The sequence below is a fragment of the Amycolatopsis sp. GA6-003 genome, from assembly GCF_046267895.1.
Lineage (GTDB): Bacteria > Actinomycetota > Actinomycetes > Mycobacteriales > Pseudonocardiaceae > Amycolatopsis.
In genome coordinates this window covers 6,850,077-6,867,010 of record NZ_CP176499.1, presented here as the reverse complement: position 1 = coordinate 6,867,010, position 16,934 = coordinate 6,850,077, and the positions used below count along the sequence as shown (strand labels likewise).

11 protein-coding genes are annotated in these 16,934 nt (G+C 69.1%); 4 read left to right on the top strand and 7 right to left on the bottom strand.

The genetic code is table 11. From position 1 onward, the window contains the following. Positions 1 to 23 precede the first annotated feature (23 nt). On the bottom strand, positions 24 to 1,079 hold the full coding sequence (locus F9C12_RS31120; RefSeq protein ID WP_409462728.1) for a tartrate dehydrogenase: 1,056 nt from the start codon (positions 1,077 to 1,079) through the stop codon (positions 24 to 26). After that, positions 1,076 to 2,539 carry an NAD-dependent succinate-semialdehyde dehydrogenase gene (locus F9C12_RS31115; RefSeq protein ID WP_409185311.1) on the bottom strand — a complete coding sequence of 488 codons (1,464 nt, stop codon included), beginning with the start codon at positions 2,537 to 2,539 and terminating at the stop codon, positions 1,076 to 1,078. The genes F9C12_RS31120 and F9C12_RS31115 overlap by 4 nt, the downstream gene beginning before the upstream one ends. Positions 2,540 to 2,632: 93 nt before the next feature. On the opposite strand from F9C12_RS31115, the gene F9C12_RS31110 reads away from it, so the two are divergent. From F9C12_RS31110 to F9C12_RS31095, 4 genes are all read left to right on the top strand, one after another. Beyond that, a complete protein-coding gene (locus tag F9C12_RS31110; protein WP_409462727.1) occupies positions 2,633 to 3,889 on the top strand; it encodes an aspartate aminotransferase family protein in 1,257 nt (418 codons plus the stop codon). A gap of 3 nt (positions 3,890 to 3,892) precedes the next feature. Next, positions 3,893 to 4,393, top strand: coding sequence for a DUF3830 family protein (locus F9C12_RS31105; RefSeq protein ID WP_409462726.1), 501 nt, complete (start codon positions 3,893 to 3,895; stop codon positions 4,391 to 4,393). Positions 4,394 to 5,172: 779 nt separating this feature from the next. Further along, positions 5,173 to 6,558 carry an FAD-binding oxidoreductase gene (locus F9C12_RS31100; protein ID WP_409462725.1) on the top strand — a complete coding sequence of 462 codons (1,386 nt, stop codon included), beginning with the start codon at positions 5,173 to 5,175 and terminating at the stop codon, positions 6,556 to 6,558. Positions 6,559 to 6,563: 5 nt separating this feature from the next. After that, a complete protein-coding gene (locus F9C12_RS31095; protein ID WP_409462724.1) occupies positions 6,564 to 8,126 on the top strand; it encodes an acetolactate synthase large subunit in 1,563 nt (520 codons plus the stop codon). Here F9C12_RS31095 and F9C12_RS31090 read toward each other — a convergent pair. From F9C12_RS31090 to F9C12_RS31070, 5 genes are all read right to left on the bottom strand, one after another. After that, positions 8,123 to 9,526 (bottom strand): MFS transporter, encoded by a 1,404-nt coding sequence (locus tag F9C12_RS31090; protein ID WP_409467104.1) that lies wholly within the window; start codon positions 9,524 to 9,526, stop codon positions 8,123 to 8,125. The two genes, F9C12_RS31095 and F9C12_RS31090, sit on opposite strands and share 4 nt — an antisense overlap. 122 nt (positions 9,527 to 9,648) lie before the next feature. Then, a complete protein-coding gene (locus tag F9C12_RS31085; RefSeq protein WP_409462723.1) occupies positions 9,649 to 10,122 on the bottom strand; it encodes a DUF3761 domain-containing protein in 474 nt (157 codons plus the stop codon). Between the two features lie 66 nt (positions 10,123 to 10,188). After that, the gene (locus F9C12_RS31080) at positions 10,189 to 13,011 is read right to left on the bottom strand and encodes an ABC transporter substrate-binding protein (RefSeq protein WP_409462722.1); all 2,823 of its coding nucleotides are present in this window, start codon (positions 13,009 to 13,011) and stop codon (positions 10,189 to 10,191) included. 467 nt (positions 13,012 to 13,478) lie between these two features. Beyond that, positions 13,479 to 15,650: a 3-hydroxyacyl-CoA dehydrogenase NAD-binding domain-containing protein gene (locus F9C12_RS31075; protein WP_409462721.1), complete on the bottom strand. Its 2,172-nt coding sequence runs from the start codon at positions 15,648 to 15,650 to the stop codon at positions 13,479 to 13,481. An 8-nt stretch (positions 15,651 to 15,658) separates the two neighbouring features. After that, positions 15,659 to 16,870, bottom strand: a complete 1,212-nt coding sequence (locus tag F9C12_RS31070; protein WP_409462720.1) for an acetyl-CoA C-acetyltransferase — start codon at positions 16,868 to 16,870, stop codon at positions 15,659 to 15,661. Positions 16,871 to 16,934 lie beyond the last annotated feature (64 nt).

The following is a 16,934-nucleotide window of genomic DNA, read 5'->3' as shown; positions in this document are numbered from 1 at the left end:
AACCGCGCGGCACCGACGAAAAATCAGCGGAGCGAAGCGGCCACCGCGGCGCCGAGCGCGGTTGTGGTAGAGGTGCCGCCGAGGTCGGGGGTGAGCGTTTCGCCGGCGGTCAGCACCTCGTCGACCGAGGCGCGGATCGCTTGTGCGGCAACGGTTTCCCCGAGGTGGTCGAGCAGCATCGCGGCGGCGAGGATCTGCGCGACCGGGTTCGCGATGCCCTGTCCGGCGATGTCCGGGGCACTGCCGTGGACCGCCTCGAACATCGACGGAAACTCACCCGATGGGTTGATGTTTCCGGACGGAGCCATGCCCAGTCCGCCGGTGATCGCGGCCGCGAGGTCGCTCAGGATGTCGCCGAACAGGTTCGACGCCACCACCACGTCGAGCCGGTCCGGGGCCTGCACCATCCGCGCGGCCAGAGCGTCCACATGGCACTGTTCCGCGCGCACGTCCGGGTACTGGGCCGCGACCTCGGCGAAAATCTCGTCCCAGTACGGCATCGAGTGGATCAGCCCGTTGGATTTGGTCGCCGAGGTGACGTGCCGGGAGCGGGTGCGCGCGAGTTCGAAGGCGTACCGGATGATCCGTTCCACCCCGACCCGCGTGAACACCGATTCCTGCAGCACGAACTCGTCCGGCCGCCCGGCGTTGTGCCGTCCGCCGATTTCGGAGTACTCGCCCTCGGAATTCTCCCGGACGATCACCATTTCCAGCTCGTCGGCCTTCCGCCCGGCCAGTACCGAGGACGTCCCCGGCAGCAGCCGGACCGGCCGCAGGTTGACGTACTGCTGGAACGCCCGCCGCAACGGGATCAGCAGGCCCCACAAGGAAACGTGGTCCGCGACGCCGGGGAAGCCGACCGCGCCGAGCAGGATGCCGTCGAAACCCGACAGCTGCTCGACGCCGTCTTCCGGCATCATCGCGCCGGTCTTCGTGTACCGCTCGCAGCTCCAGTCGAATTCGGTCCACTCCAAGGAGAAACCGTATTTGTCCGCGGCCGCGTCGAGGACCCGGCGCGCTTCGATCGTGACGTCGACCCCGATTCCGTCGCCCGGGATGCTGGCAATCCGGTGTGTCACAGGCTCACCGCGATGTACTTGGTCTCCAGGAACTCGTCGATGCCGACCGTGCCGCCCTCGCGGCCGAGCCCGGACTGCTTGACGCCGCCGAACGGGGCCGCCGGGTTGGACACGATGCCCTGGTTGAGGCCGATCATCCCGGCCTCCAAGCGTTCCGACACCCGCAGCGCGCGCTTCAGGTCGCTGGTGAACAGGTAGGACACCAGGCCGAATTCGGTGTCGTTGGCCTTCTCGACCGCCTCGTCCTCGGTGTCGAACGGCGTGATCGGCGCGACCGGGCCGAAGATTTCCTCCCTGGCCAGCCGGGCGTCCACCGGCACGTCGGTGAGCACGGTCGCCGGGTAGAAGTGCCCCGGGCCGTCGACCCGCGAGCCGCCGGTGAGCACCCGCGCGCCCTTGTCCGTGGCGTCCTTGACCAGCTCGGTCACCTTCTTGACGGCGGCCTCGTCGATGAGCGGGCCGACCACGACGCCCTCCTCGGTGCCCCGGCCCATCGGCAGCGCCTGCATCCGCTCAGTGAGCCGGCGGGAGAACTCCTCGGCCACGCCGCGCTGCACGTAGAACCGGTTGGCCGCGGTGCACGCCTCGCCGATGTTGCGCATCTTCGCCTGCATCGCGCCCTCGACCGCGGCGTCCAGGTCCGCGTCGTCGAACACGACGAACGGCGCGTTGCCGCCCAGCTCCATCGACGTGCGCAGCACCTTCTCCGCGCACTGCTCCAGCAGCTTGCGCCCGACCCCGGTCGAGCCGGTGAAGGACAGCTTGCGCGCGCGTCCGTCGCGGATCAGCGGCTCCATCACGCCGCCCGCGTCCTTGGTGGTCACGACGTTCAGCACGCCCTCGGGCAGCCCGGCGTCGGCGAGGATCTGGGCGAGCGCGAGCATCGACAGCGGCGTCTGCGCGGCCGGCTTGATCACCATCGTGCAGCCCGCGGCGACGGCCGGGCCGATCTTGCGCGTGCCCATCGCCATCGGGAAGTTCCACGGCGTGATCAGCAGCGTCGGACCCACCGGCTGGCGCGTGATGAGGAATCGGCCGTTGCCGTTCGGGGCCACCGCGTAGCCGCCGTCGATCCGCACCGCTTCCTCGGCGAACCAGCGGAAAAACTCGGCGGCGTACGTGATTTCCCCGGCGGCCTCGGCCAGCGGCTTGCCCATTTCCAGGGTCATCAGCAACGCCAGCTCGTCGCGGCGCTCGATGAGCTTGTCGTAGGCCCGGCGCAGGATCTCGCCGCGCTCCCGGGGCGCGACCGCGGCCCAGCCGGACTGCGCCGCGACCGCCGCGTCGAGCGCCGCGAGACCGTCCTCCGGCCCGGCGTCCGCGACCTGGCACAGCACCTCGCCGGTGGAGGGGTCCTGCACGTCGAAGGTCTTGCCGCTGCGCGCGGAGACCCACTTGCCGCCGATGAAGAGTTCCTTGCCGACCGCGCCCACGACGCCGTTCTCGGTGATCCCGCTCATCCAGCTCGCTCCTGTTCCTGTTGTCCCGAACTCATGCTATGGATATTGTCAACAATCGACAACCGTCTCCACCCGCACCCAGGAGGGCGCCGCATGGCCCAGCTTTCCCCGCTGCTCAAGCAGGCAACGCCCGTCGTCGTCGACCACGGTGAAGGGGTTTACCTCTACGACGTCGACGGGAAACGTCACCTCGACTTCACCGCGGGCATCGGGGTGACCAGCACCGGGCACTGCCACCCCCGCGTGGTCGAGGCCGCGCGCGAGCAGATCGGCAAGCTCGTGCACGGCCAGTACACGACGGTGATGCACCAGCCGCTGCTCGAACTGACCCGCAAGCTCGGCGACGTGCTGCCGTCCGGGCTCGATTCGCTCTTCTACGCGAACTCCGGCAGCGAGGCCGTCGAGGCCGCGCTGCGGCTGGCCCGGCAGGCGACGAAGCGGCCGAACGTGATCGTGTTCCAGGGCGGTTTCCACGGCCGCACGGTCGCCGCCGCGACCATGACCACCTCCGGCACGCGGTTCAGCGCGGGCATCTCGCCGCTGATGTCCGGCGTGCACGTCGCGCCGTTCCCGTACGCCTACCACTACGGCTGGGACGAGCAGACGGCGACGAAGTTCGCCCTGCGCGAGCTGGACTATCTCTTCCAGACCGTCTCCGCGCCGAGCGAGACCGCCGCGTTCTTCATCGAGCCGGTGCTCGGCGAGGGCGGCTACGTCCCGGCCAACACCGAGTTCATGGCCGGGCTGCGCGAGCGCGCCGACCGGCACGGGATCCTGCTGGTGCTCGACGAGGTGCAGGCCGGGTTCGGCCGCACCGGCAAGTTCTGGGGCCACGACCACTTCGACGTCCGCCCGGACGTCGTGCTGATCGCGAAGGGCCTCGCCAGCGGCTTCCCGCTGTCCGGCATCGCCGCTTCGGAAGAGCTGATGACGAAGGCGTACCCGGGTTCGCAAGGCGGCACGTACGGCGGCAACGCGGTGTCGTGCGCGGCGGCGATCGCGACCCTCGACGTCATCAAGGACGAAGGCTTGGTCGAGAACGCCGCGGAGCGCGGCCGTCAGCTCCTCGAAGGCGCGCGCGTCATCGCGGACAAGACGCCGGCCATCGGCGACGTACGCGGTCTCGGGCTTCTCGTGGGCACTGAGTTCACTACTGCGGACGGTGAACCGGACACGGCCACCGCGCAGGCCGCGCAGCAGGCGGCGGCGAAGAGCGGACTGTTGCTGCTCACCTGCGGCGCGTACTCGAACGTCGTGCGCATGGTGCCGCCGCTGGTCGTCAACGCGGAACAGGTCGACGACGCCCTGCGCATCTGGGGCGAGGTCGTCACGTCGGTCACGGGGAGCTGAGGCATGGCGCGCTACATCACCATCAGCCTCGACAAGCGCGGCGTCAGCTGCCGTGCCCGGCTGCTCGACGACGAAGCACCGCGCACCTGCAAAGCGGTCTGGGACGCGCTGCCGCAGAGCGGCTCGGCCTACCACGCGAAGTACGCGCGCAACGAGGTTTACACGCTCGTGCCGCCCTTCGCCGAACCCAAACCGGGCCGCGAGAACCCGACCATCACCCCGATTCCCGGCGACGTGGTCTACTTCGGATTCGAGGCATGGGAAATCGGCAATCCGGCGTACGGCTACGACGAGGGCAGCGAGGCGCACAGCGAACAGGGTGCCACGGATCTCGCGATTTTCTACGGACGCAACAACCTCCTGATCAACGGCGACGCGGGCTGGGTCCCCGGCAACGTGTTCGCGACGATCGAGGAAGGCCTGTCCGAGATGGCCGCGGCCGCGCAAGACCTGTGGCTGCGGGGCGTGGAAGGCGAGACGCTGTCGTTCGCCCGCGCTGACTGACAGTCGCTCCAGGGCCGGTTCCTCCACCGCGGAGGGACCGGCCCTTTTCGCTGCCCGATCGGGCCAGATTGTCCCTCCAGAGTGAAGCCGGGTTGACCCTCCGCGATCATGGTCTAGGCCCCGAATCCCCTGCCGGACAAGGGATCCAGCCTTGATGATCACCCGGCGGTGTGAACCTCGGGAACTCACCAATCGTGGTTTCGCATTCACCGGTTCGAGGGGCGGCTCCGCCCGGTTGCCGCAGCGCGCTTCTGCTACCGAGGGTGAGCGGAGCCGGGGTTCGCTACGAACCGTGGCGAAGAGTCCACAGTGCACCCCCGGCGGCAAACCCGAAAGCCTTACATGTTTAACATGGGAAGATTCCCCGGCCGCCGATTTCTTGCCAGCACAGGGAAATCGGCGTTTTGACACCGCGAGTCCGGCGGTGGAAATCTGCGTTGGCTCCTCGCGAGAGCACCAAGAAAGAACAATCCGAACAAGGAGCCCCTCAATGCAGATGTTCACCCAGCACGTGCACCACGGCCACGACCTGATCTCGGGTCTGCTCGCGCACCTGGCGCACGTGCTCGGCTGGCTCGTCTGACCGGCACCGAGGATTAACCCAGGGGCCGGCCTGTTGGCGCGGGCCGGTCCCTGCTTGGGTTCTCCCCCTTCCTGGCCACGCGCGCGGCGTGGCCTTTTTCGTGCCCGCGTCGGCTAACGTGAAAACTATTCATGGCCAGTCCCGTACCAGAACGGCTAGGCTGCGGCCACGAAGCACGCGCGCACGAGGGAGTGGCATGAGCGAGATCGCAACACAGCTGGCAGGTGCCGTCGGACCGGGAAACCTGCTGACCGGTGACGCGATTTCCGACGACTACGCGCACGACGAAGCGCTCAGCACGCCCGGTCAGAAACCGGCGTACGTCGCGAAACCGGCCACCGCCGAAGAAGTCTCCGAGCTGGTGAAGATCGCCGCCGCCGAGGGCATCCCGGTGACCGCGCGCGGATCCGGCAGCGGCCTGTCCGCCGCGGCGCGTCCGGTCGAGGGCGGCCTGCTCGTCTCGTTCGAGCGGATGAACTCGGTGCTCGAAATCGACACCGGCAACCACGTCGCCGTGGTCCAACCGGGTGTCACGCTGGCCGAACTCGACGCGAAGACCGCCGAGCACGGCCTCACCTACCCGGTTTATCCCGGCGAGCTGAGCGCGAGCGTCGGCGGCACCGTCGGCACCAACGCCGGCGGCATGCGCGCGATCCGCTACGGCATCACCCGCGGCAACGTCTCCGGCCTGCAGGCGGTGCTCGCGACCGGCGAGATCATCCGCACCGGCGGCCGGATGTCGAAGATTTCCAGCGGTTACGACCTCACCCAGCTGATCATCGGCTCCGAGGGCACGCTCGCGCTGGTGACCGAGGTGACCGTGAAGCTGCAGCCCCGGCTGCCGCACGGCGCGACGGTGCTGGCCCCGTTCGACGATTTCGACCAGGTCATGGCCGCGGTGCCGAAGATCGCCGCGAGCGGTCTCGCCCCGCAGATCCTCGAGTACATCGACAACCTGACGATGGCCGCGATGGTCTACAACGACAAGCTCGAACTGGGCGTCCCGGCGGAAATCCGCGACCGGACCCAGGCGTATCTCGCCGTGGCGCTGGAAAACCGGGTGGCCGACCGGCTCGGCGAGGACGTCGAATCGCTCGGCGAACTGCTGGTCGAACTGGGCGCGATCGACGCGTACGTGCTCGAAGGCGGTGCCGCCCGCAAGCTCATCGAAGCCCGCGAAAAAGCCTTCTGGAACGCCAAAGCCGCGGGCGCGGACGACGTGATCGACGTGGTGGTGCCGCGGACTGCGATGCCGCAGTTCCTGGCCAAAGCCCGCGAGCTGGCGATGGCCGCCGGCGGCGGCGCGATCGGCTGCGGGCACGCCGGCGACGGCAACGTCCACCTGGCGATCTTCTGCAAGGACCCGGACACGCGCTCGCAGCTGCTCACCGACATTTTCGGCTACGCCTACGAACTGGGCGGCGCGATTTCCGGCGAGCACGGCCTCGGCCGCACCAAGACCAAGTACTACGCCAAACTCGAAGACCCGGCGAAGCTCGACCTGCTGCGCCGCGTCAAGGAAAGCTTCGACCCGGCCGGGATCCTGAACCCCGGCGTTCTGTTCGCGCAAACCGGAAAGTGAGCACAGTGAGCACGCTCAACGGCGCCCAGTCCCTCATCCGCACGCTCGTCGACAGCGGGGTCGACGTGTGCTTCTCCAACCCCGGCACGTCGGAAATGCACTTCGTCGCCGCGCTCGATTCGGTGCCGGAGATGCGCGGCGTGCTCGCGCTGTTCGAAGGCGTCGTGACCGGGGCCGCGGACGGGTACGCGCGGATCGCCGGCAAGCCCGCCGCGACGCTGCTGCACCTCGGCCCCGGGCTGGGGAACGGCCTGGCGAACCTGCACAACGCGCGGCGCGCGCACACGCCGGTGGTCAACGTGATCGGCGACCACGCCACCTATCACAAGCAGTACGACGCCCCGCTGGAGTCGGACATCGACGCCATCGCGGGCTCGCTCGAAGGCTGGGTGCGCCGGTCCGGGCACACGAAGGACGTCGGCGCGGACGCCGCGGCGGCGGTCGCGGCCGCGCAGGACGCACCGGGCCGGGTCGCGACGCTGATCCTCCCCGCCGACGCGTCGTGGGGCGAGGGCGGCGAAACCTGCGAGCCGATTCCGCCGCGCGTGCCGCAGACGGTCGACGCGACGACCGTGCAGCGGATCGCGGACGTACTGCGCAGCGGCGAGCCGGCGGCGTTGCTGATCGGCGGATCCGCTTGCCGCGAAGCCGGTTTGCGCGCGACCAGCCGGATCGCCGCCGCGACCGGGGTCAAGGCGCTCGCCGAGACCTTCCCGGCGCGGCTGGAGCGCGGCGCCGGCCTGCCGAACATCGAACGGCTGGGATATCTCGCCGAGCAGGCCAAGTACCAGCTGGACGGCATCAAGCACCTGATCGTCGCGGGCACGAAGGCCCCGGTGTCGTTCTTCGCCTACCCCGGCATGCCGAGCGAGCTGACCCCGGAAGGCGCGGAGGTCCACGTCCTCGCGACCGTCGGCCAGGACGTCCCGGCCGCGCTCGAAGCGGTCGCCGCGTTGGTCGCCGCGGACGCCGAACCGGTGTTGCAGGAGGCCGGACGGCCGGAGCTTCCGAGCGGCCCGCTCACCGTGCAGAACTGGGTCGACGTGATCGGCGCGCTGCTGCCGGAGAACGCGATCATCGTGGACGAGGCGAACACGTCCGGTCTCCTGCTTCCCGCCGCGACGGCGGGCGCGCCGCGGCACGACGTGCTGACCCTGACCGGCGGCGCGATCGGCTACGGAATGCCGGTGGCCGTCGGCGCGGCGATCGCGGCTCCGCGACGGCCCGTGATCAACCTCGAATCCGACGGCAGCGCGATGTACACGATCTCCGCGCTGTGGACGCAAGCGCGCGAGAACCTCGACGTGACCACGGTGGTGCTCAACAACAACGCGTACGCGATCCTGCGGATGGAACTGCAGCGCGTCGGTGCGTCCGGGGACGGGCCGAAGGCGAAGGACCTGCTGGACATCGGCCGTCCGGACCTGGATTTCGTGAAGATCGCCGAGGGCATGGGCGTTCCGGCGACCCGCGCGACGACCGCGGAGGAGCTGGCCGAGCAGTTCCGGCGCGCGGTCGCCGAGCCGGGGCCGCACCTGATCGACGCGGCCGTTCCGCCGCTGCTCTAGACCCGGGCGAGTTCCGGGCTGGCGACACGGAACCGCGGCACCACCGCGGTCAACGCCAGCCCGGCCACCGCCGCGGCCGCGGCGACCGCGAACGTGGCACGGAAACCGGCGAGCGACGGCACGGTGAACGAGCCGACGGTGATCGTCAGGTGGGCGAGCATCGTGGCCATCACGGCGCTGGACGTCGAGGTTCCGACGGACCGCATGAGCGAGTTGAGCCCGTTCGCCGACGCCGTTTCGGTGACCGGCACCGCGCTCATGATCAGCGCGGGCATCGCGGCGTACGCGATTCCGACGCCGGCCCCGATGATCACCGACGCGATGATCAGCTCGACCGCGTTGGCCATCAGGAAAATCGCGAAGACATAGCCGACCGCGATCACGATGGCCCCGGTCATGAGCGTGACGCGCGCACCGTAGCGGTTGGTCAGCCGCGCGGAAACCGGCGACAACGCCATCATGACCAGGCCGTTCGGCGCGAGGCACAGCCCGGCTTCCACCATGCTGAGCCCGAGCCCGTAACCGGTCGCCGATGGCGCCTGCAGCAACTGCGGGAACGACAAGGACATCGCGTACATCGCGAAGCCGACCAGAACCGACGCGAGGTTCGTGAACAACACCGGCCGCCGCGCCGAAACGCGCAGATCGACCAGCGGGTCCCGGCGACGCAGCTGGTACCAGCCCCAAGCCGCGAGAACGACCACGGCGGTCGCGGCGAACCCGAGCGTCGCCGGACTCCCCCAGCCCCACTCGCCGCCCTTCACGATTGGCAGCAAAAGGCTGGTGAGGCCGACGATCAACCCGAGCGTGCCGAGGAAATCGAACGGCGCCGGCGTGCGGACCGGCGATTCCGGCACGAACCGCAGGATCAGCAGCGCACAGCCGAGGCCGAGCCCGGCCGCGCCCCAGAACAGGACGTGCCAGTCCGCGTGCTGGGCCACGATCGCCGCGACCGGCAACCCGATCGCGCCGCCGACGCCGAGCGTCGCGCTCATCAGCGAAATCGCGCCGCTGACGCGTTCCGGCGGCAGTTCGTCGCGCATGATGCTGATGCCGAGCGGGATGACGCCCATCGCACAGCCCTGCAGCCCGCGGCCGACGATCATCAGCGCGAGCGAACTGGTCAGCGCCGAGACGACGGATCCGGCGATCAGCACCGCCAGGCTGATGAGCAGCACGCGCCGCTTGCCGTAAAGATCCCCGAGCCGCCCGGCGACCGGCGTACACACCGCCGCGGCGAGCAGCGTGACGGTAACGACCCACGACGCGTCCGTCGGCGTGGTGTGCAGGAGCCGCGGAAACGCCGGGATCAACGGGATGACCAGCGTCTGCATGAACGAAGCGACCAGCCCGCACGAGGCGAGCACCACGATGATCGGCCCCGAACCCGCCCGCGCCACCACGTCCCCCGTCCCGTATGCCGTACCGGATTCGCACGCTACCGGTCGGGAGGAGCGGAACGGAGGGTTCGTGATGGATCCGACTTAACGGGGTGGTCCGTTTGGCCCAATGCCGGGCTGGGTCAGAGCCATTGCTTGACGCCGCCGTGTCGGGAGCAGGTTCCGGAGCGGTGCTGGCTGTAGCTGTAGGTGCCGTCGTTGCACTGGGCGGTCGCCCCGGAGGGGTTCGAGTCGGGGCGGTGGACGCAGTTTCCCGAGGAGTTGCGGTAGTAGTCGGCACCGCATTCGGCGGGACCCGGATCCGGCGCGGCCTGGTCCGGCACGTCGGCCTTCGGCGTCGTGCTCCGCGGGACGGTCTTGGGTTTGGCCGCCGTAGTTGGCGGCGCGACCAGCGGTGCGACCGGCGGCGTGGTCACCGGGACCGCGATCGACGTCGGCGGTGTCGTCAGCGTCGCCGACGTTTCCGGCGCGCTGTAGGTACTCGGCGGCGGCGAATACTCGCTGGTGACCGCCGACGGCGCGGTCCCGGCCGGGGCCGCTCCGCATCCGGCGACCAGAACGCCCGCAGCCAACGCCATCCCCAGTTTTCGCAACACGCGGCACCTCCTCGCGATCCAATGCGAGGAGGTCGAGAATCCGCGGGAAACTGTTACAGCCGGGCCTCAGCCGTCCGCCGGGCACCACGGGTCCGGGGCTCGGGAGACTGCCTTGCCGCAGAAGCCCTGGAGTTCCGGGTCTACCTCGCCGCCTTGGACGCGCAGTACCGCGAGCGGTTTGTCCTGCGGGACGTGCCTGCCGATGTCTCCCCCGTAGTCGATGGTTCCGCTGACTCCCTCGATGTATTTGTTGGTCTGGTTGGCATCCGGCCGCGAGGTGTGGATCGCGGCGATCTCGCGCCATACCGCGCCGGGCGTTACCGGGATTTTCGACGACGTCTCCCGCAGGTACGCGGTCGCGGTGATCATCACCAGCGCGGCGTCGTAGGACAGTGCCGCGTGGCCGTCGAACGATCGGCCTTTTTCGGTGCGCTCGAAGGCGAACTTGGCGTTGAGCGTGGCGTAGAAGTCGCGCGCGAGGCCTTTCGCAGGCGTGGCAGGTGCGTTCGCGAGCGCGAAATAGTAGTACGGCAGCGCGCGATGGTCTTCCCTCGCGACGGAATCAGCGACGAAACGCGCGACGTCGTCATCGCCGATGATCGTCGCGGTGCTGCCGCACTGCGCGGCTCCGGTCAGGAACGCTCCGAAATCGGGGACGCCTCGGCCGGCGAAGAACGCGTATCCGTCGTAGGAGCAGCTGTCCCGCCCGGCAGCGCCCGCGTTGCCCACGAGCCGGTCGCCGTACCGGAGGTGCGCGGGCCTCGCAGTTTGCCCTTCGTCCGGGGCGAACGCGCGTGCTTCGACCGCGAAACCCTTGTCCTTGAAGGCTTTCAGCAGGTTGTCGCGAAGGTTGGGACTGTAGAAATCGGTGTCGTCGTCGGAGTAGTAGACGCGGAGCGAGCGAGGACCGGGACGCTCGGCGGCGAACGCCGCGGCCACCGCTGCTTCCCGGCGGTTTTGCGGCGCGACCTGGAAGTAGATCGGGTTCTGGTCCGCGAGCTGGTCTGCCGTGAGCGTCGCGGCGACCACCGGGATGCCCGCGTCGCCGAGCGCGCGGATCGTGTTGGCGGTCGGCTCGCTGCTCATGTCCAGGCCGACCACGCCGACGATGCTGGGGTCCTGTTTCGCCATCTCCAGCAGCGTCCTGGCGACCGCCGCGCCTTGGAGCATTTCCTTGCCGCCGTTGGCGATCAGCATGCGCACGATCGGCTCGGCCGCGGCGGTCGCGTTGAGTTGCCGCGACTGGGCGACCGCGAAGCCTTCCAGCGATTCCCGTTCCGCGGTGAGCCCTTCGGCGGTGCCGTTCGACGACGTCAGCGCCTCCAGGTCGACCAGCGTGATGTACGGCCGTTCCGGATGCTGCTGGTGCAGTTCCTCGGCCCGCCGGTTCTGATCCGCGACCACCGCTTCGACCTGCTGGATCGTTCCCTCCTTGTCGAGCGGGGAGAACAGTGTGAAGGTGCCGTCGGACACCCCGACGCACTGGTCGTCCACCCGGGTCAGCCACTCGCTCGAGGTGCCGCAGTGACTGTCCAGAAAGGACTGATAGCGCACGACGGCGAACCCGGCGACCAGCGCGAGCACCACCGCGGGCACCCCGGCCCGGACCCAGCGCGTCGTCCACCACGCCGCGCGTCCGCCGGAGAGGTCGTAGTGCTCGCCAAGGGTCAGCATTCCCTTGCGCACCCCGGTTTTTTCGTCCTCCGTCCGCGGCGGGTCGAGGCAGATCGGCAGGTACCACGCGGTGGGGCGCCGGGCGCGCCGGTCGGCTCCGAGCAGGTTCTGCCACGCCTGGTACGCGATGGCAGCCTCGACGGCATGGAACTTCGGCCGCTCCTCGCTCGGCTCGGCGTCCGGCGGGGGACCCTGGCTCGCGCTCACCACGAGCAGCGGATCGAAGAGACCGACCTGGTTGCGGACCTCGTTGATCAGCTCCAGCAGCCGGTAGCCGCCGTTGGCCGGGCCGACCTCGTCGAGCAGCAGCACCGGGTAGGTCATCCGGCGCCGCCGCCAGAACTGCCACGGCCGCAGCCGGTACTCCCGGCGCAGGTCCTCCAGGAACGAGTTGACCAGCAACCGCGCGACATACTGGGGTGATTCGTTCTGCCATTCGCCGTGGGTGAGACGCATCGCGAAGCGCACGAAGCTGCCGGACATCTCCGGCGCGAGGTGCGGCTGGCGCAGGAACCAGCGGTACCGGCCGGACAGCCCCGGCACGCGCCCGGTGACGGCGACGCGGAAGACGACGAACGTCAGCAATCGCAAGAGCAGCAACGGAAACCGCCAGGCCGGATGCTGCGGCACCAGCTCGCGGCTGGCGCTGTCGATGGCTCCGCGGAAACGGACCAGGAGATTGTTTTCCTGCAGTTCGCGCAGCAGGACTCGCTCAGGATCGGATTCGCCCGGCGAGAACTGCTTCGCCATGAGCTGGTCGACCAGCGTGAACAGCCGGAACCGCAATCGGCTTTCCCGCGTACGGGAGTTGCTGACGAGAGTGTTGCGGACCTGCCGAAGAATCTCGCGCACCGCCTCGACGCTCTCCTCGGTCGCCTCGCCCGGCTTGTCGGTATCCGCCCGTTTGGCGAGCGAGAGGTAGGCCGAACGCACCGTGCCCGCCGGCTTCGCGTTCCGCAACCGGGAGGCCAGCTCTTCGAGCACCCCTTCGCGCGCGTCGCCGACGAGGCACACCATGGGCAGTCCGCGCCGCTCGGCGCGCTCCTGGTGATAACCGCGCTGCCATTCCCCGTTGCCCTGCAATTCCCGCGGCCGGTCGCCGACGCGGGGCCGCTGATAAAGCGCCCCGATCAGCTTGACGAGCCGATCCGCCCCAGCGAACGCGAGCTGCTCCCTCGCGACGGCCACCGTCTGGTCCATGCCGAAGTAAACCACGCTCCGGAGGGGAGGGGTCCCGGAATTATGCCGACATGGCAAGGTTTCCCGGTTTTCCGCGAGCGGCTTGCGACTGTTCGAGTGACGGCGGGTTCAGCCATTCGCTGGAAACGTGGTTGCGCTCAGCAACGGGTTTCTCCACGCCGGTTGATCAATTTTCCGCCTTGCTACGAAAATCGTAGATCATCACTTCGGAAATAGAGAATTAATTGTCCGCCTGTCGCGCGATCGTTCCCCGCATCCGCCGCGTGCCGAGGACGTGCCCACCGCTTCCGATGACGAGCAAGCGGTAGCCAACCCCGAATATTCCAGGAAGCCGAGCCCGGCTCTCGGCTCGGATCACGGTCCGTCCCTCAGCGGGTGTTGTGGAACCTGGTGGTCGGTTCGGTGTGTCGGCCGCCATCCCCCCTCCACGAAAAACGGGGCCGCCCCGGGAAATCCCGAAGCGGCCCCGCCACCACAGATCTTTATTCGTAGATCTCGCCCTTGGCGGCCTTCTCCACCAGCGACTGCGGCGGCTCGAAGTGGCTGCCGTAGCGCGCGGCCAGTTCTCGGGCGCGGTCCACGAAGCCCTGCAGGCCGCCCTCGTACTGGTTGATGTACTGGATCACGCCGCCGGTCCAGGCTGGGAAGCCGATGCCGAAGATGGACCCGATGTTGGCGTCCGCGACCGAGGTCAGGACGCCCTCGTCGAAGCATTTCACCGTTTCCAGCGCTTCGGCGAAGAGCATGCGCTCCTTGAGGTCCTCGAACGGCACGTCCGCCGAACCCGAGTTGAACGCCTCGCGCAGGCCCGGCCACAGGCCGGTGCGCTTGCCGTTCTCGTCGTACTCGTAGAAGCCCGCCCCGGTGCTGCGGCCCTTGCGGTCGTACTTGTCGATCATCGTGTCGATGACGGCCTCGGACGCGTGCGGCGTCCAGGTGCCGCCCTCGGCCTCGATCGCGGCGCGGGTTTCCGCGCGGATCTTGCGCGGCAGCGTCAGGGTCAGCTCGTCCATCAGCTGCAGCGGCGGGGCCGGGTAGCCGGCCTGCGAACCCGCCTGCTCGATCGACGCCGGCTCGACGCCCTCGCCCAGCGCGGCGACCGCCTCGTTGATGAAGGTGCCGATGACCCGCGAGGTGAAGAAGCCGCGGCTGTCGTTGACCACGATCGGGGTCTTGCGGATCTGCAGCGTGTAGTCGAAGACCTTCGCCAGCGTGGCGGGCGACGTCTTCTCGCCGCAGATGATCTCGACCAGCGGCATCTTGTCCACCGGCGAGAAGAAGTGGATCCCGATGAAGTCCTCGGTCCGCTGAACGCCCTCGGCGAGGGTGGTGATCGGCAGCGTCGAGGTGTTGGAACCCAGCACCGCGTCCGCGTTGACGATGTTCTCGATCTCGCCGAACACCTTGTGCTTCAGCTCGACGCTCTCGAACACGGCCTCGATGACGAAGTCGACGCCCGCGAAGTCGGCCGGGTCGGCGGTCGGCTTGATCCGCGCCAGCAGCGCGTCCGACTTCTCCTTCGTGGTCTTGCCGCGCGAGAGCGCCTTCTCCTCGAGCTTGACCGCGTAGCCCTTGCCCTTCTCGGCCGCCTCCTGCGAGACGTCCTTGAGCACCACGTCGATGCCCGCCTTCGCGGACACGTAGGCGATCGCCGCGCCCATCATCCCGGCGCCGAGCACGCCGACCTTCTTCGCGGTGTACTTCTCGAACCCGTCCGGACGCGAACCGCCGGAGTTGATCGTCTGCAGGTCGAAGAAGAACGCCTTGGTCATGTTCTTCGAGACCTGCCCGACGGCCAGGCTCACGAAGTAGCGCGTCTCGACCAGGATCGCGGTGTCGAAGTCGACCTGCGCGCCCTCGATCGCGGCGGCGAGGATCGCGCGCGGCGCGGGCATCGGCGCGCCCTTGAGCTGCTTGCGCAGGTTCGCCGGGAACGCGGGCAGGTTCGCCGCGAAGCTCGGGTTCGACGGGGTGCCGCCCGGGATCTTGTAGCCCTTGACGTCCCACGGCTGCACGCCGCCCTCGGGGTTGGCCTTGATCCACGCCTTCGCGGCGGGCACCAGCTCCTCGACGGTGTCCACGACCTCGTGCACCAGGCCCACTTCGAGCGCCTTGCGCGGCTTCATCCGCTGGCCCTGCAGCAGCACGTTCAGCAGCGCGTTCTGGATGCCGAGCAGCCGCACGGTGCGGACCACGCCGCCGCCGCCGGGCAGCAGGCCCAGGGTGACCTCGGGAAGGCCGATCTGGCTGCCCTTGACGTCGGCCGCGATGCGGTGGTGCGTCGCGAGCGCGATTTCGAGGCCGCCGCCGAGCGCCGCGCCGTTGATGGCCGCGACGACCGGCTTGCCGAGCTGCTCGAGCCGGCGCAGCTGGCCCTTCATCGCGGTGCTGGACGCGGTGATCTCGGCCGCGTGCTCCGGCTTCGCCTGGATCAGGTCGCGCAGGTCGCCGCCGGCGAAGAAGGTCTTCTTCGCCGAGGTGAGCACGACACCGGTGATGTCGTCCTTCTCCGCCTCCAGCCGGTCCACGGTCGCGGCGAGCGACTCGCGGAAGGCCTGGTTCATCGTGTTCGCCGACTGGTCCGGGTCGTCCAGGGTCAGCGTGACGATGCCGTCGGAATCCTTGTCCCAGCGGATGGTCTTGCTCTCGGTCATCTCGGTCCTCACACCCGCTCGATGATGGTCGCGACACCCATGCCGCCGCCGATGCACAAGGTCACCAGCGCCCGGCGCGCCTGACGGCGTTCCAGCTCGTCGACCACGGTGCCGACCAGCATCGCGCCGGTGGCGCCGAGCGGGTGGCCCATGGCGATCGCGCCGCCGTTGACGTTGATCTTCTCGTCCGGAAGGCGCAGGTCCTTCTGCCACTTGAGCACGACGGACGCGAACGCCTCGTTGAGCTCCCACAGGTCGATGTCGTCCGGGGTCAGGCCCGCGGTCTTCAGCACCTTCTCGGTGGCCGGCGTCGGACCGGTCAGCATGATCGTGGGCTCGGACCCGATCGAGGCGGTGGCGACGATGCGCGCCCGCGGCGTGAGGCCGAAGGTCTTGCCCGCCTGCTCGGAGCCGACCAGGACGATGGCCGACCCGTCGACGATGCCGGACGAGTTGCCGCCGGTGTGCACGTGGTCGATCTTCTCGACCTGGTGGTACTTCTGGAGCGCGACGGCGTCGAACCCGCCCATCTCGCCGATCGTGGTGAAGGCCGGCTTGAGCTTCGCCAGCCCCTCCAGCGTGGTCCCCGGACGGCGGTGCTCGTCGTGGTCGAGGATCGTGACGCCGTTCATGTCCTTCACCGGCACCACGGACTTGGCGAAGTAACCGCCGGACCAGGCCGCCTCGGCCTTCTCCTGCGAGCGGACCGCGAAGGCGTCGACGTCCTCGCGGGTGAAGCCCTCCATCGTTGCGATGAGGTCCGCGCCGATGCCCTGCGGCGCGATGTAGTGGTCGTAGGCGGTGGCCGGGTCCATGAACAGCGCGCCGCCGTCGGAACCCATCGGCACGCGCGACATCGACTCCACGCCGCCCGCGATGACCAGCTGGTCCCAGCCGGAGCGGACCTTCTGCGCCGCGACGTTCGTGGCCTCCAGGCCGGACGCGCAGAACCGGTTGAGCTGCACGCCCGCGACCGTCTGCGGCAGGCCCGCGACGAGCGCCGCGGTGCGCGCGATGTCCGCGCCCTGTTCGCCCACCGGGGACACGACGCCGAGCACGATGTCGTCGATCGCCTGCGGATCGAGGTTCGGGTGGCGGACCTTCAGCTCCTGGATGAGGCCGACCACCAGGTCGACCGGCTTGGTGCCGTGCAGGGCACCGCCCTTGTTCTTGCCCCGGGGCGTGCGCAACGCCTCGTAGATGTAGGCCTCGCTACTCACTGAACACTCCTCCGCGAAGCGGCGTCGTTGGACACTGCGGTGTATCTCGCTCGCCGACTATACC